The 24,077-nt window shown below is 49.0% G+C and carries 23 protein-coding genes, 1 other RNA gene and 1 other annotated feature; of the genes, 2 read left to right on the forward strand and 22 right to left on the reverse strand.

The window, feature by feature from the left end; genetic code table 11:
- Positions 1 to 19 precede the first annotated feature (19 nt).
- The 8 genes from udk to ODZ53_RS15005 form a co-directional block, all read right to left on the reverse strand.
- Positions 20 to 664 carry a uridine kinase gene (gene udk / locus ODZ53_RS14970; RefSeq protein ID WP_016739257.1) on the reverse strand — a complete coding sequence of 215 codons (645 nt, stop codon included), beginning with the start codon at positions 662 to 664 and terminating at the stop codon, positions 20 to 22.
- 51 nt (positions 665 to 715) lie between these two features.
- Positions 716 to 1,351: an O-methyltransferase gene (locus ODZ53_RS14975; RefSeq protein ID WP_012685621.1), complete on the reverse strand. Its 636-nt coding sequence runs from the start codon at positions 1,349 to 1,351 to the stop codon at positions 716 to 718.
- A gap of 105 nt (positions 1,352 to 1,456) precedes the next feature.
- Entirely contained in the window at positions 1,457 to 2,557 is a 1,101-nt protein-coding gene (mltG, locus tag ODZ53_RS14980) for an endolytic transglycosylase MltG (RefSeq protein ID WP_372678016.1), read from the reverse strand.
- 147 nt (positions 2,558 to 2,704) lie between these two features.
- Positions 2,705 to 2,995, reverse strand: coding sequence for a DUF1292 domain-containing protein (locus tag ODZ53_RS14985; protein WP_005832492.1), 291 nt, complete (start codon positions 2,993 to 2,995; stop codon positions 2,705 to 2,707).
- A 5-nt stretch (positions 2,996 to 3,000) separates the two neighbouring features.
- Positions 3,001 to 3,417 carry a Holliday junction resolvase RuvX gene (gene ruvX, locus ODZ53_RS14990; RefSeq protein ID WP_172142881.1) on the reverse strand — a complete coding sequence of 139 codons (417 nt, stop codon included), beginning with the start codon at positions 3,415 to 3,417 and terminating at the stop codon, positions 3,001 to 3,003.
- A gap of 9 nt (positions 3,418 to 3,426) precedes the next feature.
- Positions 3,427 to 3,687: an IreB family regulatory phosphoprotein gene (locus ODZ53_RS14995; protein WP_012685618.1), complete on the reverse strand. Its 261-nt coding sequence runs from the start codon at positions 3,685 to 3,687 to the stop codon at positions 3,427 to 3,429.
- A 110-nt stretch (positions 3,688 to 3,797) separates the two neighbouring features.
- Positions 3,798 to 6,446, reverse strand: coding sequence for an alanine--tRNA ligase (gene alaS / locus ODZ53_RS15000; protein ID WP_372678020.1), 2,649 nt, complete (start codon positions 6,444 to 6,446; stop codon positions 3,798 to 3,800).
- A 312-nt stretch (positions 6,447 to 6,758) separates the two neighbouring features.
- Positions 6,759 to 7,823: an AI-2E family transporter gene (locus ODZ53_RS15005; protein ID WP_372678022.1), complete on the reverse strand. Its 1,065-nt coding sequence runs from the start codon at positions 7,821 to 7,823 to the stop codon at positions 6,759 to 6,761.
- A gap of 378 nt (positions 7,824 to 8,201) precedes the next feature.
- Between ODZ53_RS15005 and ODZ53_RS15010 the strand changes: the two genes are divergently transcribed.
- Positions 8,202 to 8,888, forward strand: a complete 687-nt coding sequence (locus tag ODZ53_RS15010) for a TerC family protein (protein WP_173625232.1) — start codon at positions 8,202 to 8,204, stop codon at positions 8,886 to 8,888.
- A gap of 113 nt (positions 8,889 to 9,001) precedes the next feature.
- Here ODZ53_RS15010 and ODZ53_RS15015 read toward each other — a convergent pair whose 3' ends face one another.
- The 7 genes from ODZ53_RS15015 to cymR form a co-directional block, all read right to left on the reverse strand.
- A complete protein-coding gene (locus tag ODZ53_RS15015; protein WP_229088206.1) occupies positions 9,002 to 9,196 on the reverse strand; it encodes a hypothetical protein in 195 nt (64 codons plus the stop codon).
- Between the two features lie 27 nt (positions 9,197 to 9,223).
- The gene (locus tag ODZ53_RS15020; protein WP_012685613.1) at positions 9,224 to 9,430 is read right to left on the reverse strand and encodes a hypothetical protein; all 207 of its coding nucleotides are present in this window, start codon (positions 9,428 to 9,430) and stop codon (positions 9,224 to 9,226) included.
- 34 nt (positions 9,431 to 9,464) lie between these two features.
- Positions 9,465 to 9,944, reverse strand: a complete 480-nt coding sequence (locus tag ODZ53_RS15025; RefSeq protein WP_012685612.1) for a PRC-barrel domain-containing protein — start codon at positions 9,942 to 9,944, stop codon at positions 9,465 to 9,467.
- Between the two features lie 74 nt (positions 9,945 to 10,018).
- On the reverse strand, positions 10,019 to 12,280 hold the full coding sequence (recD2, locus tag ODZ53_RS15030; protein WP_064200788.1) for an SF1B family DNA helicase RecD2: 2,262 nt from the start codon (positions 12,278 to 12,280) through the stop codon (positions 10,019 to 10,021).
- 82 nt (positions 12,281 to 12,362) lie between these two features.
- The gene (locus tag ODZ53_RS15035) at positions 12,363 to 14,027 is read right to left on the reverse strand and encodes a methyl-accepting chemotaxis protein (protein ID WP_372678025.1); all 1,665 of its coding nucleotides are present in this window, start codon (positions 14,025 to 14,027) and stop codon (positions 12,363 to 12,365) included.
- Between the two features lie 172 nt (positions 14,028 to 14,199).
- Complete coding sequence (locus ODZ53_RS15040; protein ID WP_372678027.1) at positions 14,200 to 15,345, reverse strand: cysteine desulfurase family protein; 1,146 nt, start codon at positions 15,343 to 15,345, stop codon at positions 14,200 to 14,202.
- A 211-nt stretch (positions 15,346 to 15,556) separates the two neighbouring features.
- Positions 15,557 to 15,976 (reverse strand): cysteine metabolism transcriptional regulator CymR, encoded by a 420-nt coding sequence (gene cymR, locus ODZ53_RS15045; RefSeq protein ID WP_137029833.1) that lies wholly within the window; start codon positions 15,974 to 15,976, stop codon positions 15,557 to 15,559.
- Positions 15,977 to 16,073: 97 nt separating this feature from the next.
- Between cymR and ODZ53_RS15050 the strand changes: the two genes are divergently transcribed.
- Positions 16,074 to 16,247, forward strand: coding sequence for a hypothetical protein (locus ODZ53_RS15050; RefSeq protein WP_016739245.1), 174 nt, complete (start codon positions 16,074 to 16,076; stop codon positions 16,245 to 16,247).
- Positions 16,248 to 16,263: 16 nt separating this feature from the next.
- Here the strand turns inward: ODZ53_RS15050 and ODZ53_RS15055 are convergent, their stop codons facing one another.
- The 7 genes from ODZ53_RS15055 to ODZ53_RS15085 form a co-directional block, all read right to left on the reverse strand.
- On the reverse strand, positions 16,264 to 17,622 hold the full coding sequence (locus ODZ53_RS15055; RefSeq protein WP_012685607.1) for an AAA family ATPase: 1,359 nt from the start codon (positions 17,620 to 17,622) through the stop codon (positions 16,264 to 16,266).
- A 6-nt stretch (positions 17,623 to 17,628) separates the two neighbouring features.
- Positions 17,629 to 18,384: a tRNA threonylcarbamoyladenosine dehydratase gene (locus ODZ53_RS15060; protein ID WP_064200784.1), complete on the reverse strand. Its 756-nt coding sequence runs from the start codon at positions 18,382 to 18,384 to the stop codon at positions 17,629 to 17,631.
- Positions 18,385 to 18,453: 69 nt separating this feature from the next.
- Positions 18,454 to 18,635, reverse strand: a non-coding RNA gene (gene ssrS, locus ODZ53_RS15065) — 6S RNA.
- Positions 18,636 to 18,685: 50 nt separating this feature from the next.
- Positions 18,686 to 20,476, reverse strand: a complete 1,791-nt coding sequence (gene aspS / locus ODZ53_RS15070; protein ID WP_372678030.1) for an aspartate--tRNA ligase — start codon at positions 20,474 to 20,476, stop codon at positions 18,686 to 18,688.
- 24 nt (positions 20,477 to 20,500) lie between these two features.
- Positions 20,501 to 21,775 carry a histidine--tRNA ligase gene (hisS, locus tag ODZ53_RS15075; protein ID WP_372678032.1) on the reverse strand — a complete coding sequence of 425 codons (1,275 nt, stop codon included), beginning with the start codon at positions 21,773 to 21,775 and terminating at the stop codon, positions 20,501 to 20,503.
- A gap of 125 nt (positions 21,776 to 21,900) precedes the next feature.
- Positions 21,901 to 22,159 (reverse strand) — a binding site (T-box leader).
- Positions 22,160 to 22,265: 106 nt separating this feature from the next.
- Positions 22,266 to 23,789 carry a coproporphyrinogen III oxidase gene (locus ODZ53_RS15080; protein ID WP_372678034.1) on the reverse strand — a complete coding sequence of 508 codons (1,524 nt, stop codon included), beginning with the start codon at positions 23,787 to 23,789 and terminating at the stop codon, positions 22,266 to 22,268.
- 107 nt (positions 23,790 to 23,896) lie between these two features.
- Positions 23,897 to 24,067, reverse strand: coding sequence for a hypothetical protein (locus ODZ53_RS15085; RefSeq protein ID WP_016739239.1), 171 nt, complete (start codon positions 24,065 to 24,067; stop codon positions 23,897 to 23,899).
- Positions 24,068 to 24,077 lie beyond the last annotated feature (10 nt).

Genomic DNA, 24,077 nt, shown 5'->3' on the forward strand with positions numbered 1-24,077 from the left:
ACGGTGCACTTTTAGGTGTCTATGATTGATTGGTGAATTGGTGCTTCTCCAATAAGATATTTCCGATCTTCGTGGATAACAGATCCAATGCTACTCGGTTGTAGCCACCCTCTGGGATGATGACGTCTGCATATCGCTTGGTCGGCTCAATAAACTGCAAGTGCATCGGTCGAACGACGTTTAAGTACTGTGTCACCACTGAATCAAGGGAACGACCGCGCTCTTCGATGTCACGTACGATTCGACGTGCAATACGCACATCGGCATCGGTATCGACGAACACCTTGATATCCATTAAATTACGAATCCGCTCATCCTCCAGAATCAGCATTCCTTCCAGAATGATGACATCCTTTGGGTCGACTTGGATTTGCTCCGGCTTGCGGTTATGCACCTTGAAATCGTAGATCGGTTTTTGGATCGCTTTTCCTTGCATGAGCTCCTGCAAATGCGCAAGCAACAAATCGTTGTCAAAAGCGAAGGGATGGTCGTAGTTAGTCAGCGCCCGCTCTTCTGGGCTCAAATGGCTTTGATCCTTGTAGTAGGAATCCTGCTCAATCATCGTTACACTATCATTTTGGAACTGGCGGTACAGCTCCTTTGCTACAGTCGTTTTTCCAGAACCACTGCCTCCCGCTACCCCAATCAATACGGGGTTACCCATGCTTCATGTCCCCTTCCTCATGATGCTTTACGCATATACGACCCTATGTTTTTACTTCTTTTTCATACTGATGGCCAACCCGTCTCCGACCGGAATAAATGTCGTTTCTAAATCAGGACGCTCCATTAGATGTGAATTATAAGAAAGCAGCTTGTCCACCATCGGACGCTGGCGCTTGCCCGCTTCTTCTGGAGTCGCCACCAGTCCTCGGAACAGGACATTGTCGCTAATTACCAAACCGCCTTCGCGAAGAAGCGGTAGATATAAATCGAGGAACGTTCGATATTGACCTTTGGCCGCATCGATAAACAAGCAGTCAAATTGATACGACTCCGGCAGCCCTAAAGTGGCGTCACGTGAGAGTATTTCCACACGATCTGCACATCCTGCTTCTTTTATATTTTCCCGTGCTCTCACCAATCGATCTTCATCTATGTCCATCGTGACAATTCGCGCTTCCGGTGCAGCTTCTGCAAGCCAAATCGTGGAATACCCAATTGCTGTACCCACTTCAAGAATCGCTTTGGGACGATGCAGCAATAACAACATCCGCATGACTTGAGCGGACGGGAGCTGCACAATGGGGATGTTTTCCTCTGCCGCCTCCTGCTCCAGTCGCTTGAGCAGCAAAGAACGCTCGGGAACCAGGCTTGACACGTAGTCGTCAATTGCCGGATTGGTAATCATGATTTCACTCCTCTTTCGTTACAACCGAATTATTATAGCACACCAAAGGAAAACTTGGCTACGTCAAGCACTGTTGACCGCAGGCAAAAAAAAGAGGAAACCTGGTTAGTTTCCCCTGCTTTTCTTATCATTTGCTTCATGCTCTTGCAGTGTTTTGGAAAAGTAATGCTCGGACGTTCCGTCTTTTTTCGTCACGTAGAAAAAGTAATCGTGTTTGGCCGGATTGACGACTGCTTCAAGCGAAGCTCTGCCTGGGTTAGCAATCGGCCCTGGTGGCAATCCAGGATTTGTGTACGTGTTGTACGGGCTTTTTACTTTTAGGTCCTTAAAGGTCAGACGGTCACGTTGTTTGCCGAGAATAAATTGGACAGTAGCATCAGCCTGCAACGGCCACTTATCGCGAATCCGATTGTAGTACACGCCTGCTACAAGCGGACGCTCCTTGTCAACGGTTACTTCACGCTCAACGATCGATGCGAGATTAACTGCTTCATCCAGTGTTAAATCGCGCTGCTTCAGTTGCTTTGTCCACTCTGGCTTCCATTCCTTTTGGAATTGAGCCAGCATACGTGAGACGACTTCATGTGCCGTAACGTCTTTGTCCACCTCATACGTTTCCGGGAACAGATACCCTTCCAGACGGTTTTTTCGGTCTGCTTGCTTCGGAATGGCGGCGACAAAAGGATATTCGGGGAATGCACCTTCATTTACTTCTTTTAAGAATGCCGCTTTCTCTACAATGCCTTCTTTATCGAGATGATCTGCGATCTGTTCGACATTCCAGCCTTCTGGTATCGTAAAACGGTTCGCATTGATCACCGTGTTTCCTTCCACCATGGCTGTTAGTATCTCGTCAATAGCTTGGCCAGTCGTAAATTGATACTCTCCCGCCTTAAGATCAGGGGCCACGCCTTTATACTTCACGTAGTAATTAAATACATCGGCATCTCGGATCAGACCTTGTTCTTCCAGTACCCGACCGATTTTTTGTACGGAGGAACCGGACGGAATCGCCACGTTCTTTACCGTCTGTTCACCTGCAACAGGCTGTAATTGCTGGTACACGTACCACGCTGCTCCCCCCGCAGCCAAAATGATCAACAACAACAAGGCAACCAGCCACATCACAATTCGTCCGCCGCGTCTGCGTCGACGCGTCGCAGGGCGTTCGGGGTTAAAATCAGGCTTCGCTGACATTGGTTTCAAGCTAGAAATCCTCCCTTTAGGGTCTCTTTATCTCCATCCCATTCATTATACAAGAGGCTTATCCAACTGTCACTTCATGGGTGATTTTGGCGAAAAAAGTCATAAAAAAAGAGCCCGCCAGTTGCGGACTCTCTTTCCACGAATCTATTAAATTCCGTCTTTCTCCAAATCAGCAATCAACGTTTCGAAGGTAGCTTCTACTTGCTCCCACTCTTCATCATCCTCGATTGGCTGAAGCATGTCTGTACCGTCATAACGCAGGAAGTGAACCTCGTACTCTTCTTCCTCTTCCTGATCTACTGGTACGAGTACCAAATAGCTGCGATCTTCAATGTCAAAAATGTACATGATACGAAAATCTCGCGGTTCCTCGGTACCTTCTTCCGTCAGCGCGATCACATCGCCCACTTCGAACTCTTCCATCATCTCTTCACTCATTGTGGTCACCTCGATTTCGCGTCCAAATATCCTTGGAGGATTAAAGTGGCCGCCATTTTATCTATCACTGTCTTTCGCTTTTGACGGCTAACATCAGCAGAAATCAGCATACGCTCTGCCGCCATCGTCGTCAAGCGTTCGTCCCACATGTGAACAGGAAGAGACGTGCGTTCCTCCAAAAGCTTGCCAAATGCTAGACACATTTCAGCACGCGGGCCTATGGTTCCATTCATGTTTTTGGGCAAACCAACTACGAAAGCCCCAATTTGATACTGCGAAACTAATTCGCTCAGGCGGGCAAAATCCTTTTCCTTGGATTGTCGCTTGATGGTCTCTACTCCTTGCGCAGTCCATCCCAACTCATCGCTGACAGCCACTCCAATCGTCTTGTCGCCTACATCCAACCCCATCAATCGTGTCATCGTTAAGGTCTACTTGCGCTCTGACAAGTAAACGGTCACCAACTCTTCTATGATTTTGTCCCGTTCCAATTTGCCAATCAGGCTCCGCGCGTTGTTGTGGCGTGGGATAAACGCCGGGTCGCCAGAAAGCAAGTAACCGACGATCTGGGTGATCGGGTTGTATCCTTTTTCCTGCAGGGCTTTGTACACCTCTGTCAATGTTTCCTGGACATCCGCCGTATTCGCTTCCTTGGGCACCGTGAATTTCATGGTATTATCCAACGAACTCACAATCAACACCTCGATTTCCTTTGAGACTCTTTTGGTTTCCTACTCTTTTTTGTATTCGACTCGGATTTCGTTTACTCCTGTCGATTATACAAATTTCTCTTGCAATCGCATTATTTCGCTACTGCTTGACTCTTCACGAAGTCAACCACTGCATCCAGTGCTTCTTGCAGCTTGGATGGGTCCTTACCACCGGCTTGTGCCATATCTGGACGTCCACCACCACCGCCACCGCAACGAGTTGCGACTTCCTTGATGATCTTGCCAGCGTGAATGCCTTGATCCATGAGATCTTTGGTTACACCTGCAACGAGGTTCACCTTGTCGCCATCGACCGCACCCAACACAATGACAGCGGAGCCGAGTTTGTTTTTCAGCTCATCCACCATGCCGCGCAGGTTGTCCATATCGACAGCGGAAACACGTGCAGCGAGTACATTCATACCGTCTACTTGTTGGAGTTTATCCGTCAACGACGCTGCCTCGATGTTCCCCAGTTTTGCACGCAGGGACTCGTTTTCGCGCTGTACTTCTTTCAATTGTTGTTGCAGACCTTCTACACGTGCAGGTGCTTCTGCCAGTACAGGTGCTTTGAGTGCTTGCGCCACTTCTTTGAGTGTAGTGAACTGCTGGTTCAAGAACTGGTAAGCGCCGCGTCCTGTTACTGCTTCGATTCGACGTGTACCTGCACCGATACCGCTCTCGCTAACCAGTTTGAACAGACCAATTTCTGCGGTGTTGTTCACATGGCATCCACCACACAGCTCCAGGCTGTATTCGCCCACTTTTACAACGCGTACAACGTCGCCGTATTTTTCACCGAACAACGCCATCGCGCCCATCGCTTTTGCCTCAGCCAATGGTTTGTTGGAGATCTCGACACCCAGGTTTGCCCACACTTTTTCATTCACGATTGCTTCGATACGCTCCAGCTCTTCTGGAGTAATGGAGCTAATGTGAGTGAAGTCAAAACGGAGACGCTCTGGTGCTACCAAAGAACCTGCCTGGTTGACATGCGTTCCCAGGACATCCTTGAGTGCTTGATGCAGCAAGTGAGTCGCTGTATGGTTTTGCGTGATAGCCAGACGTGCTTCACGGTTCACTTCCGCGCGAACCTCATCGCCTTTACGCAGGGTACCCGCTTCGACGATGACGGAATGTACATTTTGACCCATTGGTCCTTTTTGTACATCTGTCACACGTGCTTTCACGATATCAGAAATCAGGAAACCTTCGTCATTGATCTGACCGCCGCTTTCTGCATAGAAAGGAGTTTGGCTCAGAACGACTTGTACGGTTTGACCTTCTTCTGCTTCTTCTACCAGCTGGTTGTCCAAAATAATCGCTTCCACTTTACCTGTTGCTACCAATTCAGTATAACCAACAAATTGGCTCGTAACCGTCAAATCAGACAATGGACCACCTTGGATTTGCATGCTGTCTACGTCTTGACGTGCTGCACGTGCACGCTCACGCTGTTCTTCCATTGCTTTATCAAAGCCATCGCGATCGACAGTCAGCCCTTGCTCGTCTGCGAAGTCTTCTGTCAAATCAACAGGGAATCCATACGTATCGTACATTTTGAACACATCTTGACCAGACAGTTGTGTCTTTCCGCTATCTTTTGCTGCTTTTACCATGTCAGACAGGATCGCCAGACCATCGTTCAGTGTCTCGTGGAAACGCTCTTCCTCGGCACGAATGACCTTTTCGATAAACGCACGCTTTTGAACAACCTCTGGGTAGAATTCGCCCATCATTGTACCTACTGTCTCAGTCAAGCTGTACAGGAATGGCTTTTCTACGCCCAACTTTTTCCCCATACGTACGGCACGGCGAAGCAGGCGGCGAATGACATAGCCACGTCCTTCATTGGATGGAAGCGCACCGTCACCGATCGCAAACACAACCGTACGTGCATGGTCAGCGATAACCTTCAGGGCTACATCCATCTCAGGGCTTGTTTTATACTTCACACCGGAGATTTCCGTGGTCTTTTCGATCAGCGGGAACAGCAGGTCTGTCTCAAAGTTGTTGTCTACGCCTTGGATGACAGACGTCATGCGCTCAAGACCCATCCCTGTATCAATGTTTTTCTTAGGCAGCGGCGTGTAGGTACCGTCTGGATTGTGGTTGAACTGGGAGAATACCAGGTTCCATATTTCCAGGTAGCGCTCGTTCTCCCCACCCGGGTACAGCTCAGGATCGCTCGGGTCGTTTCCGAACGCTTCTCCACGGTCATAGAAAATCTCCGTGTTCGGTCCGCTCGGGCCTTCTCCGATATCCCAGAAGTTGCCCTCCAGTCGGATGATTCGCTCTTCTGGAACACCGATTTTCTTGTTCCACAGCTCAAATGCTTCTTCGTCCTCTGGGTGAATGGTAACGGAGAGCAACTCAGGATCAAAGCCGATCCATTTTGGGCTTGTCAAAAACTCCCATGCCCATTCAATCGCTTCTTCCTTGAAGTACTCACCAATTGAGAAGTTACCCAGCATTTCAAAAAAAGTGTGGTGGCGAGCCGTACGTCCCACATTTTCAATATCGTTTGTACGAATAGACTTTTGCGAGTTCGTGATACGCGGGTTGTCCGGGATGATGCGGCCGTCAAAGTATTTCTTGAGAGTCGCCACACCACTGTTGATCCACAGAAGGGAAGGATCGTCGATTGGAACCAATGGAGCGCTAGGCTCAATGCGATGTCCTTTTTCTACAAAAAAGTCGAGGAACATCTGGCGGATTTGATTGCCTGTCAGCTTCTTCATCTACATTCTCCTCATCTAAAAATAAAAAAAGCCCCCATCCCCTCAGGGACGAGAACTGATTTCTCGCGGTACCACCCTGCTTACAGGCTCGCTACACTTATCTGAGCCAAGGCCTGTCGCTTAAGTGGCGTCTAACGGTGCCAAGCCGCCGGGTTTTGCCCGGTCTTAGGAGTAGCCTTCTGCTGCTCTTCTTTTGGTCGCCCTCTCAACCATGGAGCGTCCTCTCTGTAAAAGGTCTGCAACATACTCGTTCCCTCATTGATTTCACATAAATCACTTTGTCCATATTATAAATATTTTACCTGATCACTGTCAACTTTCATGCATCATGACAGCGATTCGGCTAACGATCACTTTGCAAACGGCCAGAATCGGGACAGCAACGATTAACCCGATGATCCCCCCTACCGTCTCCCCTACCAGCAGTGCCAAGATAATGAGCAGCGGGTGTAAATGCAAGGAACGACCAACGATGTTCGGAGATAAAATGTTCCCTTCCACGATTTGAATGATGAGATTGACAACGACAACGAGTAACAGTGTCTTGGTGGAAATCGTAATCGCGATCACAACTGCTGGTGCCGCCCCAATCAATGGTCCGATGTACGGAATGATGTTGGTGAGACATACGAATGCAGCCAGTACAAAAGGATACGGCATGCCGATCCACCAATAGCCCAAGTATGCGAAGACGCCTACGATCAGGGCGACCATCATTTGTCCATGTATGTATTTGCCCAAGGATTCATTAATATCCCGCAGGACAATCAGCACTTGCTTCCGATAAGCCTTTGGAACAATCGACATCCCCGTCTCATGCAATTGCTTCATATCCTTCAAAAAGTAGAAAGCGATAAACGGCACAATAGCAAAGGCAAACAACTTGCCCATCGAATGCTTGGCATTATCCACGATTTTCGAAACGGAATGAGACATTCCCTCATTCGACTGGATGATCACCCGGTCCACACCCTTCGAGATGCTATCCGGCAAAAAATATTTTCGTGCCTCCCACTCACTCATCCATGTATAGTACCAATCCATCAGGCGGGGAATATCGTCTGACAGCTCCACCAATTGTTTCGTGAAAACTGGGATAGCATTAATGATCGAAATCGTGATCACCAATACAAATGATCCATAGATGAGCAGGACTGCCATCAAGCGCGGAACCCTTCTTTTTTCCAGCAATTGCACGATCGGATGGAGCAAGTACGCAATGACGAGTCCCAATATGACGGGGACAAGGACTTCCTTTATGAGCGAAAACAACTGTGACAGGACTGGTCGGAGCAGCCAAAGCAGATTGCCGATGACCAAAAGTGTGATGACCCAAACAGCAGCAGCAAATAGACGACTTCGCCGAAGTTCATCCACGTTCCCCAACTCCTCCCTATTTGCCTACATCTTTTTTAGCTTGTCTCATTCACATTAATTTCATGTAACCTATTGACACACAATTTCGTGTTCAGTACTATGTAATTACAAGAGGATATCTCCAAAGGGGAGTAGCTTTTTCGCAACATAGTCGTCATTACGGGATTTTTCCCCGGCTATGTTGGCAACATTTTCGCAATGTTGTAAGCAAGACCTTTGCCGATCAGGTAAAAGGTCTATTTTTGGTTTTCAAACGACCTTTTCCTGAATCGGGAAAGGTCGTTTTCTTTTTCGCCCCTTTACATACACTATGGGAGGTATCAAGAAAACGGCCAGCGGATTATTCGCTTCTAAAACGGATTAGGAGGAGGAAGAGAAATGGATTTATTGTTAAGCCCTGAGTTTTGGACCGCATTACTTTCTATCGTTATCATCGACCTCGTGCTGGCCGGGGACAATGCCCTCGTCATCGGGATGGCGGCTCGTAACCTGCCCGCTCATCAGCAAAAGCAAGCCATCATCTGGGGAACGGTTGGTGCCATTGTCATTCGTGCATTGGCGACACTCGCTGTGGTTTGGTTGCTAAAAATTCCTGGCCTGTTACTAGTGGGTGGTTTGATTCTCATTTGGATCGCTCTCAAGTTGCTGATTCAGGATAATGGTCATGAGAATATGAAGGCAAGCGGAACACTGGGAGCAGCGATTTGGACGATTATCGTAGCCGACACCGTAATGGGCTTGGATAACGTTATCGCCGTTGCTGGTGCAGCGCATGGTGATTTCCTTCTGGTAGTTATCGGTTTAATCATCAGTGTTCCCATCATGGTATGGGGTAGCACATTGATCTTGAAGCTGATTGAGAAATATCCGATCGTTATTTATATCGGCTCTGCAGTATTGGCGTATACCGCAGCGAACATGGTAACAAATGAGAAGTTCCTCACACCATTCTTTGCCACTTACCCTTGGGTAAAATGGGTATTCATCGTAGCTGTTGTGGTTGGTGTCCTGTTGATCGGGCGCACGAAAAGCCAACAACAAAAACGCTTGGCAGAACAATCTTAATACAACGCAAGCTCCGTCATTTCCACGACGGAGCTTTTTCATGTATGGCGAAAAAAGCACCCGAACACAGTGTATGTTCGGGTGTTTGTTTACGTTCCAATTCACATTTTGTGTTAACGAGTAACGGCACGCATCAGCTTGCGACCTGATTTCCACATACGCGTTACATCACGCATGGAGAAGGGCAACTGATTCCAATTCAATGAAAACCGACTGCGACGTCGCGGAGCCAACCAATAACCAATGATCGCCACTATTCCGCTTGTGGCCAGAACCCGCAACAGGCTTCGAGTGAACAAGCGTGCCACCTCCATTGGATTTGCCGCTCAAATCCACTACATATTCAAGTGAGCGGTTACTGTCTGTTCCTCAATAAACAGATCGTTGAGCGAATGCAAAGATCCATCTTCCTCAACTTGGTAGACAGAAGCGATCTGCTCATTGGAAACGCTCATTTCTATAAAGCAGTTCCAGCAATAGTATTGATTGGTTCCAATCTTCCCTACGTCTTTGGAACTGCAATTCGGGCATATGACACGCATCACGCTTTTCCTCCCTTTCACGCCTGGCCACGAACTAGTCCGGCACGATCAGGTTTTCTTCCCCGATGATAACGGATGCTGGTGCAGGGAGGCGCTTTCGCCCTTCCGTAATATCTGCAAACCAGCCATTTGATAGTTCGTACCCTACAAGTTTCTCCCAGTTGGCTGAAAAGTAAACATCTTCCAGCCTCCCCAAACACTCTCCGGAAGCGGTAATCACCGCTTTTCCTTTTAACTTCGTCTTTCCCGTCACAATGCCGACAGGCTCTAGTCCGGCGAGATGAGGTAAGGGCGTGATCGCGTCTTTTCCCGATACGGTAAGGCAGGACTCCCCGACCGCATGAATATGTTCGGCAGGAATATAGGTACCTGATTGGAACCAGCCCTGTTCGCTCAGCAAGACTCCTCGTACATGCCAAGTGGAGTCGCAAAGAATGTCACGCACGGTTCCAATCGTCTCGCCTGTTTGAAGGCAAACAACTGGCAATCCGACTGCATCCATTGCCTTGCGCATGTGGGACATCCCCCTTCCGCCTTGTTAGTATCAGGCGAAATGGACGCGCCCATTCGGCGCAAATGGTTCCAACTTCACTCTTGCTTTAGCCGTTCCTCCAGATAACTGTACCGTACCCCTTCCTCATCAGACTCTACAGCAGCACGGAACGCATCCGGCTCTCCACACATGATGAGGAATGATTTGCTCCGGGTGATCCCGGTATAGACCAACTTGCGTCTGAGCATACGGTAGTAACTTTTGACAAACGGCATGATCACAATCGGAAATTCACTACCTTGAGACTTATGAACCGAGCAGCAGTAGGCAAGCGTCAGCTGATGGTAATCCGAACGCTTGTACACCACTTCCCTGTTATCAAAGGCAGCGACCAGCATCTCCTGGTTCTCCGCATTTTCATTCGGGAAAAAGATGGCGACGATCTCACCCATGTCACCGTTAAACACCTGTTCTTCAGCATTGTTCACCAATTGCAGAACCTTGTCTCCTGTACGGAAAGTCGTCTCTCCAAAAGTAACTTCACGCTTTTGCGGCGTTTTCGGATTAAACAGCTCCTGCAATTCTTCATTCAACCGGTTCACACCGGCATTACCTTTATAGATAGGGGCTAATACCTGAACATCTTTTGCCGTATATCCTTTTTTTACGGCTCCGAAGCAAATTTGTTTCACTGCTTCCGGAACTTCTTGTGGCAAACTTGTGAAGAATCGCCGATCCGGGGTGGTGTGAAGCAAATCTGCCGGTACATTCCCCTTGCGTACATCATGGGCCAACCGAATAATGGTAGACTCTTCTGCTTGCCGATAAATTTCTGTCAGCTGTACCAACGAAAGTAATCCAGATCGGATCATATCCAAGAGAACGTTCCCCGGTCCTACGGAAGGCAACTGGTCAGGGTCACCTACCATGATGATCTGCATGTCGTCTGGAACCGCACGAAACAATTGATTGGCAAGCCAGATATCGACCATGGACATTTCATCCACAATTAATAGCCGGCCACGGATTGGGTGCTCCGCGTCATGCTCGAAGCTCTCCCCTTTGTAACCGAGCAAGCGATGGATGGTCATTGCAGGTAAACCCGTAGTCTCTGTCATACGTTTTGCTGCACGTCCGGTAGGAGCCACAAGAACGATCGGGAATGGATTTTCTTCGTTGTATTTCTTCAAGTCCAGCGACAATCCATGAAGCTGAGAAAAGACACGACATATCCCACGAATGACTGTCGTTTTCCCCGTACCAGGTCCCCCTGTCAACAGCATCAAACCTGCTTTGATCGCCTGTTCAATGGCATCACGCTGCGTCTGGGCATACGTAATCCCCAGCTCATCCTCGACCGCCCCTAACGCACGGTAAAATTCCGATGTCGGGAACGTACCGAATTCATCCCGTGCAGCGAAGTGACGCAGTCTTTTGGCTAGACCAAGCTCTGCAAAAAACAGCGAGGGCAAATAAACCCGCTCATCTTCCCAGGCAATTTTACTCGACACGAACAGGGCTTCCACTGCCAGTTGAATATCGTCTCCAGAAAAGACGTGTCCCCCGCACTCTTCGAGAAGGCGCAGCGTTTTTTCACAAAGCTCCTCCACGGGCAAATAAACATGCCCTTCCGAATACGATGCCTCCTGCAACATAAAGAGAGCCGCCGCCTTCACACGTTCTTCTGAGGAAGCAGCAATCCCAGTTGCTCGTGCAATGTCATCTGCTCGCTTAAAGCCGATTCCTACGACATCCTCAATCAAACGGTACGGCTCTTCCTTCAGCACTGTCATCGTTTCGATCTTGTAGGTCTGATAAATACGCAGCGCCATGTTCACACCAATGCCGAAGTCGTACAAGAAAACCATGGCACTTTCCAAGGAGCGATGCTCGACCACGGAATCATAGATCGTTTTAGCACGTTGTTCAGAAATGCCTGGTACCTCAGCCAATCGCTCTGGGAAGTCTGCGATAATCGACAGTGCATCTACCCCGAGCTGCTCGACAATTCGTTTGGCCATCTTCTTTCCGATCCCTTGAAACAAGCCACTGGCTAAGTAGCGCTCAACCCCTGCCAATGTTTTCGGCGTTTCACGTTCATAGCGTTTTGCTACGTACTGCTGTCCAAAACGAGCATGTGTTTTCCATTCACCGTAAAAGGTGTACAGCTCATCTGGATGCGGGCGAGGAAAATTACCGACAATAATGACCTCCGATTCTTTGATCGATTCGGTAGTCTCTTCTATCTTAAGACGGATAACTCCGTACCAGGTTTCTTCATTGTAAAAAATTTCTTGAGAAACAAATCCTCGAATATAGGTTTCCGCAAACAGCGAGATTGACTGCTGCTCATCCATCTAAACGCCTCCTTACATAAAAAACCGTTCCAGAAAGGAAAAATCCACTTCTTTTGGAAAGTGGATTTCTCATAGGCTCGTCTTAAATTGTAAATCGTTTTACTTGTTCTGACAACTGCTCCGCCATTTTCGCAAGCGTTTCGGATGCTGCCGTCATTTCCTCAGACGTTGCTGACTGTTCTTCGGACGCTGCTGCCACTTCCTGTGTATCTCTGGCCGCAGTATCCGCAAGTCCAGCAATTTTTTCGGAGTGACTCACCAATTGAACTGTATCGCGATGAATCGCTTGGGCTGCATCGTTCATACGATGTACTTGCTGGCTGACGTCTTGAACAGCCACCAAGATTTGCTGGAAGCTGTCTCCTGCCTGCGCCACTCCTTCGCGTCCATTCTGGATAGCGACAGCAGTCGTTCCCATTTCCGTTACAGCCGCGAGAATATCTGTATGGATCGTATGAATCAAGCCTGCGATCTCTTCTGCAGCTGCACCCGATTGCTCAGCCAGCTTACGCACCTCTTGAGCCACAACCGCAAAGCCACGTCCCTGTTCCCCCGCCCGTGCAGCCTCGATGGCGGCATTCAAAGCCAACAGATTCGTCTGGTTAGATATTTGACGAATGATCGTGATGATACCGATGATTTGCTCCGATTGAGAGCCCAGCTCGCGGATAACCTGCTCTGTACGACGGGCGTGATCCGTGATTTGATCCATTTCTTGTACGAGCTCGTGCAGCTTGCCTTCCCCAACCTGTGCCAATCGATTCGCGTCTGTCGCATCAGCATTGACTTGAGAAGTCGAGGCCGCAATGAGTTGGATATCTCCACCGATGCGAGATAAAAAGCGTACCGTATCCGTAACCGTTTGTTTTTGTTGTTCGGAACCCGTAGCGATTTCCGAGGAAGCGATGGAAATCTGTTCGGAAGCACGCGCACTTTCTGTCGCACTCGCTGTTAATTCTTCCGACGCTGCCGCGACCTGCTGGGCTACTCGCTGCACCTCGTTGACCATACTGCGAAATACTCCCATCATCTCATTGTACATCGACGATAATTCCCCAAGCTCGTCCCGGGAACGAACAGTCACTTGCGCGGTCAAATCTCCTGTCTCTGCACGTTTCATTGCCGATACCAGCTCATTTAGCGGTCGTACTAGCTTGTTGACAATAAAAATGCCAGTAACCAGCGCTAAGCTAGCACTTATCAGGCTGAGGAGAAACATCATGGGACGACTGCTCTCAATCGTCGTCAGCAAATCATTCTCGTAGCTGCCAATAACAAGAATCCACCCGTTCGGCAGCTGCTTATACGCCGCCACTTTGGTAGAGCGACCGAATTCATATTCGATCCAGCCGTTTTTTTGAGCGAGCATGACTTGCGTGAATGGTTCATTCGCCAAAGAGGTATTCTCAACTTTCGGGTCTGGATGAAAGATGGCGATTCCACTCGCATCCAAGATATAGGCGTAGCCAACCATGCCATTTGGCTTGTAATATTTTTCGGCCACCTCTCGTATTATTTCGTTAATGTTCTGTCTGTTCCGCTCACTATTTGTTGCCTCTTGCGTGTAATCAGCCAGCTCGCGTGCCTTTATTTCCGTTATGTATTGCAAGTCAGATACAGCGAGCTTGTATAGCGCGCTGCGCGCATTTTCAAATTGGATATAGCCGACGACCATTAATGGAAGCATGGTTAGGATGAGTATTGTAAACACCAGTTTGTAGCGAATAGAGTAGCGTCTGGCCAACATGAAAGTCCTCTCCTTATCGGATGATCCGAATTGTATAGTAGTTCTTCAGGATTAGTACTACAGCATCATTTTACCATCCTCTTCCACAATTCACCACAAACTCCAATAAGAAACCCACTTTTGCTCCAATGAAAAAACCGCTTGGCTTCATCCAAACGGCTTTCATCCTTCGTTATTCGCGTACCAAACGCTTCACAATCGCAGCAACCGCTGTAGCAGCTTCCTTCGCCTCTTCCACCGTATTCGTAATCCCAAAGCTGAAACGAATGGCTGAAAGAGCAATCTTCTCGTCCAAGTGCATTGCTTTTAGAACATGTGACAGCTCTAGTGATCCGGATGTACAAGCTGAGCCGCTCGCTGCTGCAATCTTGGCGATATCCAGATTCATCAGCATGGTTTCTGTATGGGCACCAGGAAAGGACACATTTAAAATATGTGGCAATGCCTGCTCGCGATGTCCATTCAGGCAGAACGTAATTCCTGCTTCCTGCCAGACTGCGATCATCGCTGCTTTCATCTGCTCATACTTTTCAACTCGCTCCGCCATTTCCTCGCCAGCGACCCTCGTCGCTTCGGCAAACCCAACAATTCCGGCCAGGTTTTCCGTTCCTGCTCTGCGCTTGCGCTCTTGCGAACCGCCGTGCAGAATCGGGGAAAACGGAACCTTACGCGCTAAATACAAAGCGCCGACTCCTTTTGGCCCATTAATTTTATGGGCGGATACCGAGAGCATATCAACAGGCAGCTTTCGTACATGGACAGGCAGTACACCAAAAGCCTGTACGGCATCTGTATGAAAAACAATCTCTTTTTCACGCAGAAAGGTACCCATTTCCTCGATGGGCTGGATCGTTCCTACTTCGTTGTTGCCGTACATAATAGACACCAGTACCGTATCCGGACGAACCGCTTGTTTCAGGTCTTCCAAGCGGACCATGCCTGTCTGGTCAACAGGCAAGTACGTCACTTCAAATCCTGCCTGCTCCAAAAATTCACAAGCATGCAAGACTGCATGGTGCTCGATTTGCGTAGTGATGACGTGACGACCACGTTCGCGCTGTGCCATTGCGGCGCCGATGATTGCCATATTGTCCGCCTCTGTCCCGCCACTCGTAAAGATGAGCGATTGCGGATCAGCATCCATAAAGTCGGCAATCGTGTCTCTCGCATGCTCCAACGCTTTTCGTGCTTCGCGACCTGCACCATGGACACTGGATGGATTCCCGTACACTTGAGTCAAATAGGGAGTCATAGCAGCAACTACACGCGGATGTACGGGCGTAGTAGCTGCATGGTCAAAATACATTCGCTCTGACAATGCTGTCACCTTCTACCAACTTATAGTACGTGTTCAAAAAGTCGGCTTTTTAGCACCGAGAAGATGGCGAGAACAAGAACGAAGGAGGAGCGGAGTGTAGGTAATCTACATGAGCACCGGACTTCGGAGGTGAACGCCATATTCGATGTCGAATTAGCTTTCTGAGCTACTTCGTGATCAAAAGACGACTTTTTGAACAACCTCTTACATTCTAGATATAAAACATATAATTATCGGCAGGACTATCGTCCTCAAAACTGATCAAGTCTTGAAGGGATGTCGAATCCAGAACAGCAGAAATACTATCCCGAATACGCAGCCATAAAAAACGCTTAGCCGGGTCTTCTTCCTCTGCAAATTCCACAGGGCTGATCGGTCCTTCCAGCACGCGAATCACATCGCCAGCAGAAATCTCATCCGGCTGCTTCGCCAGAACATAACCGCCATATGCCCCACGGATGCTCTTTACCAAACCCGCGTTACGCAGAGGTGCAATCAATTGCTCCAAATAATGCTCGGACAAATCGTGTTTTTGGGCGATGCTCCGCAGGGAAGTCGGCCCTTCTCCGCAACGGTTGGCCAATTCCATCATGATTGTCAGCCCGTAACGTCCTTTCGTTGAAATCTTCACGTTAACAACTCTCCTCTTTGTATCGGTAATACGCGCCCGCCCCCTACATGTCTTCTGTATCGAGGGACACACTAACATCTTAGGGGGTGATATGCAGATGACAACGAACAAACGCTCGGAACGAGGTCCCAACCACCCGTCCGAAACCTTGTACGACCAACCCGCAGGCACGATTGCTCACAAAGCCCGTTACGGTGCGAGTGAGCAGAGCAAACAGCCGAATGAAAACGGTGATTTGCCCAATAAACCAGGCGGAAATGTCCGCACTTAACATGTTAGCTCCCCCATTATTCGGGGGAGTTTTTCCTTGGCAATCCACGTTCATCCATCTTCTGTCTTTCTTCCTGAAAGCGGCGAATGTGACGCTCATAGCCGTGATCCTTTGGCTGGTAGAACGAGTAGTTTACACCGTCAGGCAGATACTGTTGAGGTACATACCCATATGGATAGTTATGCGGATACAGATATCCCTGACCGTGTCCCAGCTTCGCAGCTCCCTTGTAAGCAGAATCTCGCAGATGAATCGGCACTTGCTTGTGACCATCTGTTCGGATACGATCCAACGCAGAATTAATTCCGTTGTAAGCGGCATTGCTTTTGGGGGCGGTCGCTAGGTACGTCGTCGCTTGTGCTAAAGGGATACGCCCTTCAGGCATCCCCACCAATTCTACCGCCTGAAAGCAGGACATCGCAACTGTGATCGCTTGCGGGTCAGCATTTCCGATGTCCTCTGAAGCCGAAATAACTAAGCGGCGAGAAATGAACCGCGGATCTTCTCCGGCATCAATCATTCTCGCCAACCAGTAAAGAGCTGCGTCCGGATCAGAACCACGAATGGATTTAATAAAAGCGGAGATCGTGTCGTAATGATTGTCCCCACTCTTATCATAGCGCACAGCCCTGCGCTGAATGGATTCCACGGCGACGTCCAATGTCACCGTAATGCGTCCATCCGCTCCTGGTTGCGTCGTTGTCACCGCCAGTTCCAATGCGTTGAGCAAACGTCTGGCATCCCCTTCTGCGTATTGAACCAAATGCTCTGCCGCTTCCGGTTCTACAGTGACAAATAGCTCCGCCAATCCGTTTTCTTCATCAGTAAGTGCCCGATCCATAACCTGCTTTAATTCCTCATGAGAAAGCGATTGAAGGGAAAATACTTGTGAACGCGACAAAAGCGCCGGATTCACCTCAAAAAAAGGATTCTCCGTCGTAGCGCCGATCAAAATAATCGTGCCTTCCTCCACATAAGGAAGAAGGGCATCCTGTTGTGATTTATTGAAGCGGTGTATCTCGTCTACGAACAAGGTTGTCCGCTGACTGTCCATAACGAGCCGTTCTTTCGCTGCATCTACCACTTTGCGGATGTCAGCGACACCAGCCGTAACGGCATTTAACTCGGAGAAATGCGTACGTGTGGTTCGGGCAATGACTTTTGCCAGTGTTGTTTTCCCTGTTCCCGGAGGTCCGTAAAAAATGACAGAGGACACTTGATCTGCTTCAATCGCGCGTCGAAGCAGCTTTCCAGGAGCTAAAATATGCGATTGCCCGATTACATCCTGAATCGTTTGCGGCCGCATTCGTGCAGCCAATGGCTTCTGTTTGCCGCCACCCTGCTGGTCATAGGCAAACGTGAATAAATCATCCATGTCCCACTATCCTTTTACAGGCTGCCACTCCAAAATATCTCTTGCCACTACACTGGCCAAAATTAAACCAGCTACAGAAGGCACGAAAGCATTGCTCGCTGGAGGCATCCGCACTTTACTAATCGGTGAATCCGGGTTGGAAACGATCTGTTCGCGTACATCTACACGTACGGTTACGGGAATCTCACGGGAATAGACAACTTTTACCCCTTTGTAGATACCGCTTTTCCGCAGCTCACGACGAATGACCTTTGCAATCGGATCATAACTCGTTTGGGAAATATCGGCAACCTCAAAACGGGTCGGGTCCATTTTGTTGGCCGCACCCATGCTAGAAATAATAGGGATATTGCGACGTTTCGCTTCCTTAATCACATGGAGCTTCGCAGACATGGTATCCATCGCATCCACGATGTAATCCAGTTCATGCTCGAACAGCGCATCCGCTGTTTCTTCATTGTAGAACATATGAAGAGTTACGACCTCGCACTCTGGATTGATCGTCGCAATGCGCTCCTTCATAAGCTCAGCCTTTTTTTGACCGACTGTGTTCAGCGTCGCATGGATTTGGCGGTTGATGTTTGTGATGTCTACTACATCCTTATCTACCAAAATGAGCTTGCCTACACCTGTACGCGCCAGTGCTTCCACTGTAAAGGAACCTACTCCGCCAATTCCTAATACAGCAACGCAGCTATTTTTCATTTTTTCCAAACCTTCGGGACCGAAGGCCAATTCACAACGAGAAAATTGATGAAGCATATTTCGTGTCACCTTTCATTCGCAAGCTGGATTATAGTCAATCGGAAAAGTAGGATTGAAATAGAAAAAAGGAGCCCCATTATGTCGTGTTACTCCTTAGTTTTGAACCTGCTCATCGCAGGTGGGTGTCTTGCCGAACTGTTACAGACGTCCACTCTAAGGAGGCATGCCTTTACAATCACGGACGAAAAACTCCCTAAACAAACTTTGTGGCTCAAAACTATCGGATGTCACGAGCATCGCAGGGCTTTCATCATAGTATTACCAATGTATCAAAGAGCAATGCAGTTGCGCAAGTCGATTACGCTTCCACCTTTTCTTCTTCTGTGACAATTGTTGCAATGGACAGCTCTTTCAATTGTTTCCCGTCTACTACATCTGGAGCGTTTACCATCAGGTCGCTCGCACTTGCTGTTTTCGGGAATGCGATGACTTCACGCAGGTTGGTGCGTCCAGCCAAGAGCATGATCAGACGGTCCAAGCCAAGAGCGATTCCACCGTGTGGAGGCGTACCGTACTCGAAAGCATCCATGAGGAAGCCGAATTGTTTCCGCGCCTCTTCTGGTGTAAAGCCAAGTGCGGTAAACATTTTTTCTTGGACTTCGCGCTTGAAGATCCGCATGGAACCTCCGCCGAGCTCGTATCCGTTGAGAACCATGTCGTACGCTTGTGCGCGCATTTGACCTGGATCGGTGTCGAACAGGTGCAGGTCTTCGTCTTTTGGACGCGTGAACGGATGGTGCAGGGCAACGTAACGTTTTGCATCCTCATCCCACTCAACCAGCGGGAAGTCTACTACCCATAGGAATGCGAACTGGCTTTGGTCAATCAGACCAAGTTCAGCACCCAGCTTGGAGCGAAGAGCACCCAGTGCATCTGCTACTACTTTTGGTTTGTCAGCAACGAACAGGAGCAGGTCGCCTTCTTCTACCGCCAAGCGTGCTTTCATCTCGTTAAGCTCTTCTTCTTTAAAGAATTTCGCAATTGGCCCTTTGACCTCTCCGTCTTTGAAGCCGATCCAAGCCAAGCCTTTCGCGCCATAACGGGAAGCGAATTTGCCCAGGTCGTCTGCTTCTTTACGGGAGTAGTGCCCGCAACCTTTTGCGTTGATCGCTTTTACTTGTCCGCCGCCCGCTACTGCTGCTGCAAACACCTTGAAGTCGCTTGTCGCAACCAGGTCGGATACGTCAGTCAGCTCCATGCCGAAGCGTACGTCTGGTTTGTCAGAACCGTAGCGCGCCATGGCATCCGCATACGTGAGACGAGGGAATGGAGTCGGTACGTCTACGCCAACCGTTTGCTTGAATACGTGAGCGACCATCTTTTCCATCATTGGCAGGATTTCTTCCATAGACAGGAAAGAGGTCTCAATGTCCACTTGGGTAAATTCAGGCTGACGGTCAGCACGCAGGTCTTCGTCACGGAAGCAACGAGCGATTTGGTAATAGCGCTCCAAACCGGATACCATCAAAAGCTGTTTGAACAGCTGTGGCGATTGCGGCAGTGCGTAGAACTCGCCTGGGTGTACACGGGAAGGCACGAGGTAGTCACGTGCGCCCTCAGGAGTGCTCTTCTGGAGAATTGGTGTTTCAATTTCTAGGAAGTTGTTCTCATCTAGGTAGTCACGGAAAGCTTTTGCTGCTTTGCTACGCAAAAGCAGGGAGCGCTGCATTTCTGGACGGCGCAGGTCGAGGTAGCGGTATTTTAGACGAACTTGTTCATCTACATCGATCTCATCTTCAATCAGGAACGGAGGCGTTTTTGCATCGTTCAAGATTTCAATTTCAGAGATGTGCACTTCTACTTCTCCGGTTTTCAGCTTTGGATTGACTGCTTCCGGTGCACGGTTTACCACTTTCCCTTTTACAACCAATACGTATTCGCTGCGAACCTTGTCAGCCGCTTCCCAAGCTTCTTTGTTGTACTCCGGGTTGAATACGATTTGGACGATGCCAGTACGGTCACGGAAGTCGATGAAGATGACGCCTCCGAGGTCGCGACGCTTTTGTACCCATCCGTTCAGTACGACTTCCTGCCCAACGTGTGCTGTTGTTACTTCTCCACCATGTACGGTGCGATATTGCCAAGACATGATCATTTCCCCCAACGATTTGTATTATTGATTTGCTTTTGCAGCGAGTACCGCAACGAGTTCCTCGCGTTTCACTTCTTGTTGTTCACCTGTTGCCATTTCCTTTAGAACAACCGTGCCGTTCGTTAATTCAGACTCACCAATAATCGCCGTAAAACGTGCCTGTAGACGACCTGCCTGCTTCAGCTGTGCTTTCATTTTCCGATCCAGATAATCCAGCTCAGCCGCAATCCCTGCTTGGCGCAATTGGTCAACGAGGACGAAAGCTGTTGTTTTCGCTTCTGGTGTCTGCACCACTACGAAGCAGTCGATGCCACCTGAGATTGGCAGTTGAACACCTTGCTTTTCCAGAGCCAACAGCAGACGCTCGATACTGAGTGCAAAGCCAATGCCCGGCATATCGTCGCCGCCCAGCTCTGCAACCAGTCCGTTGTAGCGCCCACCGCCACAAAGTGTTTCTACCGCACCGATCTCCGCCATTTTGATTTCAAAAGCGGTCAATGTGTAGTAGTCCAAGCCGCGAACCAGACGTGGATTTACATGAAACGGAATATCCAGTGCGGTCAAGTAGTTTTGTACGGCTTCGAAGTGTGCCGCGGACTCTTCACTCAAGTAGTCCAAAATGGACGGAGCGTCCATCGTCAGTCTTTTGCATGTTTCATTTTTGCAATCGAGTACGCGCAGCGGGTTGCGATCGATGCGAGACTGGCAATCCTCGCACAGCTCAGAGCGAACGCCGTTCAAATGTGCGAGCAAATGCTCACGGTGACGTGCCCGGTCTTCGACTGTACCTACGCTGTTCAACTCCACAGAAAGTCCTGTCAATCCGAGCTCCTGATACAGACGAATCGCAAGGCCAATGACTTCTGCATCAATCGCTGGATCGCTTGAACCGATCGCTTCTGCACCGAATTGGACGAATTGGCGATAGCGGCCTGCTTGCGGACGCTCGTGACGGAACATCGGTCCTAAGTAGTACAGCTTGGTAGGCTGATTAGGCACACCGTACAGCTTGTTTTCCACGTAGGAGCGAACAACACCCGCTGTCCCTTCTGGACGCAGCGTGAGAGCATCCGTACTGCGCGGATTGGCTACACTGTACATTTCTTTTTCCACGATATCCGTGGTCTCGCCTACACCCCGTTGGAACAACTCTGTGCTCTCAAACAGCGGCGTACGAATTTCCGCGTAATTGGAGCGGCGACACAGATCGCGGGCCTTGGCCTCCACGTAGTGCCACAGCTCTACAGTACCAGGCATGATATCCTGCGTACCGCGTGGGATCTGGATTCTTGTCATTCCTCTCGAACCTCCATGTCTTTTCAAAAACTCGGGCTAAAGCCAAACCTTCAGGATCAAGGAACCTTTCTTTATGAACAAATAAAAAAGCCCCTCGTCTCCTGACATTTAGCAAATCGCCGCATGTCAGGGACGAGAGACTGGTTATACTCCCGTGGTGCCACCCTGTTTGAATAGCCCTATATCTCAAAAGGCTATCCCACTTATTAGCCGTTAACGCCGGCACACGCCTGCCAGTTACTGGGGAAAGAGATTTCTTTCAGCCGTTCACTGCGGTCTTCAGGGATGTCATTCACCAAGCCGTTATACGAAAGCACTCTCAGCCACGGCGCTTTCTCTCTGGGCATCCGGTTCCTGGATACTTGTTCCCGTCATCAGATCATTTCTTATTCAATAAAAAAGCTTAATGTGAATCATAGCAAACCCGCCAACAGCCGTCAACAGGCGCTCAAATAAAACTTTTTTTATTATGAACAAGTATATCCATCACTTACTTGCCAGATACCTGTCCAGCCAGTCTCACACCCGAATAGATTTCATCCAAATCACGGAGCTTGTTTTCAACCAGAACCTTGTACGTGTCATTGTACGTTTTCGGGTCCTTGGGATTCGGAAAACGCGTCAGCTTGCCACTTCCTGGAGCCATCAGCTTGGATACCGCCCCACAGCCGAGACCAAGGATGGTTTGTACCTCTTCCATGATCATGATGTTGTAGATGCTTTCCTGCCCTGGCTTGGCATACCCGACATTCTCCAGATTTCCCAAAATGTTTTTCTGACGATATAAATAGTACGGGTCATAACCGTTCGCTGCTGTCCAATCAGAGGCCATCTCCATCATCTTACTAATTTCTTCGCGACTGGCGACCTTATAACGGTCTTTGTTTTGCGTCATCTCAGATGCTCTCTTGAAAGATAGCGTATGCACCGTCAGCGAGGCAGGCATTAGTTTTTCTACCTCTTGGAGACTGTGTGCCAGCTCGGATACACCTTCGTTTGGCAGCCCGATGATCAGGTCCATATTAATATTTGTCAAGCCCATCTCCATAGCCAGATGGTATTTCTCAATCGTCTCTTCGACGGTGTGGTGACGTCCGATTGCCTGGAGCGTCTCCTGCGTAAACGACTGTGGATTAATGCTGATCCGATCCACTTCCCACCGCTTCATAACATCGAGCTTTTCGCGTGTAATCGTGTCGGGTCTTCCCGCCTCAACCGTCAACTCACGCACATCTCCCATGTGTGGAAACGAACGATGCATCGTCTCAAACAGCTGATTCATGTCATCTGCGGTAATACTCGTAGGGGTTCCGCCGCCGAAATAAATGGACGTGATCCGTTGGTCATTCGCCCGAAGCCACTCCCCCATCCGCTCCATCTCGTAATGGAGACCTTCGAGAAACGGATTAACCGAAGCCGTATGACTGCGAATCGCGTAAGCAGGAAACGTACAGTACGCACATTTCGTCGGACAAAATGGGATACCGATATAGACCGATAGCTCGCGGTCAATCTGATACAAATCAGGCACGACGTTCAGCTGCTTGTCTACGATTTCTTGCAAAAGCTTTAGCTTGTATGGACGCAAAATCACATCCTGCTGCAATTTCTTGTGTGCTTCCTGTCTGTCTACACCGGCCGCGTTCAACTGATGCAACAGTTTCGTCGGGCGTATCCCGGTCAAAATTCCCCAGCCTTGCTCCATGCCCGTGTATTCTTCCAGCATCAATAACAACGCATAGCAAAGAGCTTGCTTGGTCGTCTTTTTCATCGCTTTTTCATCACGTGCTACGTAGTCACGCTCCACCTGATGGGAGATGCTTCGCTTGCCATCGTATAACTCTCCCGAAGCTACGACTCCATTTTCACGCACGGTCAATGCCAGCTTGATTTTCAAATCAGCCTCATCTGTCCACTCGGGTACAAAAGTGAGCGTTGGATCTTCATAAAATAACGCGAGAATTAAGGAGAGTTCCCGCTCGAATGCGTGTCCCTCACATATCATCTGTATCATGGAGTTCACCTGCTTTTTTCAAAAATGCCACTCCTCATCATAGCCGACGAGAATTACTTGGGTCAACTAGACAAGTTGTGGCATCGTGTGCAAGGTGGTAAAAACGGTTATGTCCGTTTCTGCCGGGGGTGTTGGATATCCCGCAAGCCCGGATGAAAATCTTGGGCCATTTCCGCATTTTGTAGTGACGTTTCTTTCTCTAAATCGTCTTGAAAATCAACAGACAAAAACTGCCGATTCAATCCTTGCGCAAATGTTTCCTTCTTTGACTGTCTCACGATAAATTCC

It is taken from the genome of Brevibacillus sp. BD137 (assembly GCF_041644655.1).
Classification (GTDB): Bacteria; Bacillota; Bacilli; order Brevibacillales; family Brevibacillaceae; genus Brevibacillus; species Brevibacillus brevis_D.

Coding starts and splice junctions, on each gene's coding strand:
- udk (WP_016739257.1), bottom strand. CDS start 664: ATGGGTAACCCCGTATTGATTGGGGTAGCGGGAGGCAGTGGTTCTGGA.
- ODZ53_RS14975 (WP_012685621.1), bottom strand. CDS start 1,351: ATGATTACCAATCCGGCAATTGACGACTACGTGTCAAGCCTGGTTCCC.
- ODZ53_RS14985 (WP_005832492.1), bottom strand. CDS start 2,995: ATGAGTGAAGAGATGATGGAAGAGTTCGAAGTGGGCGATGTGATCGCG.
- ruvX (WP_172142881.1), bottom strand. CDS start 3,417: ATGACACGATTGATGGGGTTGGATGTAGGCGACAAGACGATTGGAGTG.
- alaS (WP_372678020.1), bottom strand. CDS start 6,446: ATGAAGAAGCTGACAGGCAATCAAATCCGCCAGATGTTCCTCGACTTT.
- ODZ53_RS15010 (WP_173625232.1), top strand. CDS start 8,202: ATGGATTTATTGTTAAGCCCTGAGTTTTGGACCGCATTACTTTCTATC.
- ODZ53_RS15020 (WP_012685613.1), bottom strand. CDS start 9,430: ATGCGTGTCATATGCCCGAATTGCAGTTCCAAAGACGTAGGGAAGATT.
- ODZ53_RS15025 (WP_012685612.1), bottom strand. CDS start 9,944: ATGCGCAAGGCAATGGATGCAGTCGGATTGCCAGTTGTTTGCCTTCAA.
- recD2 (WP_064200788.1), bottom strand. CDS start 12,280: ATGGATGAGCAGCAGTCAATCTCGCTGTTTGCGGAAACCTATATTCGA.
- ODZ53_RS15035 (WP_372678025.1), bottom strand. CDS start 14,027: ATGTTGGCCAGACGCTACTCTATTCGCTACAAACTGGTGTTTACAATA.
- ODZ53_RS15050 (WP_016739245.1), top strand. CDS start 16,074: ATGACAACGAACAAACGCTCGGAACGAGGTCCCAACCACCCGTCCGAA.
- ODZ53_RS15055 (WP_012685607.1), bottom strand. CDS start 17,622: ATGGATGATTTATTCACGTTTGCCTATGACCAGCAGGGTGGCGGCAAA.
- ODZ53_RS15060 (WP_064200784.1), bottom strand. CDS start 18,384: ATGCTTCATCAATTTTCTCGTTGTGAATTGGCCTTCGGTCCCGAAGGT.
- aspS (WP_372678030.1), bottom strand. CDS start 20,476: ATGTCTTGGCAATATCGCACCGTACATGGTGGAGAAGTAACAACAGCA.
- hisS (WP_372678032.1), bottom strand. CDS start 21,775: ATGACAAGAATCCAGATCCCACGCGGTACGCAGGATATCATGCCTGGT.
- ODZ53_RS15080 (WP_372678034.1), bottom strand. CDS start 23,789: ATGATACAGATGATATGTGAGGGACACGCATTCGAGCGGGAACTCTCC.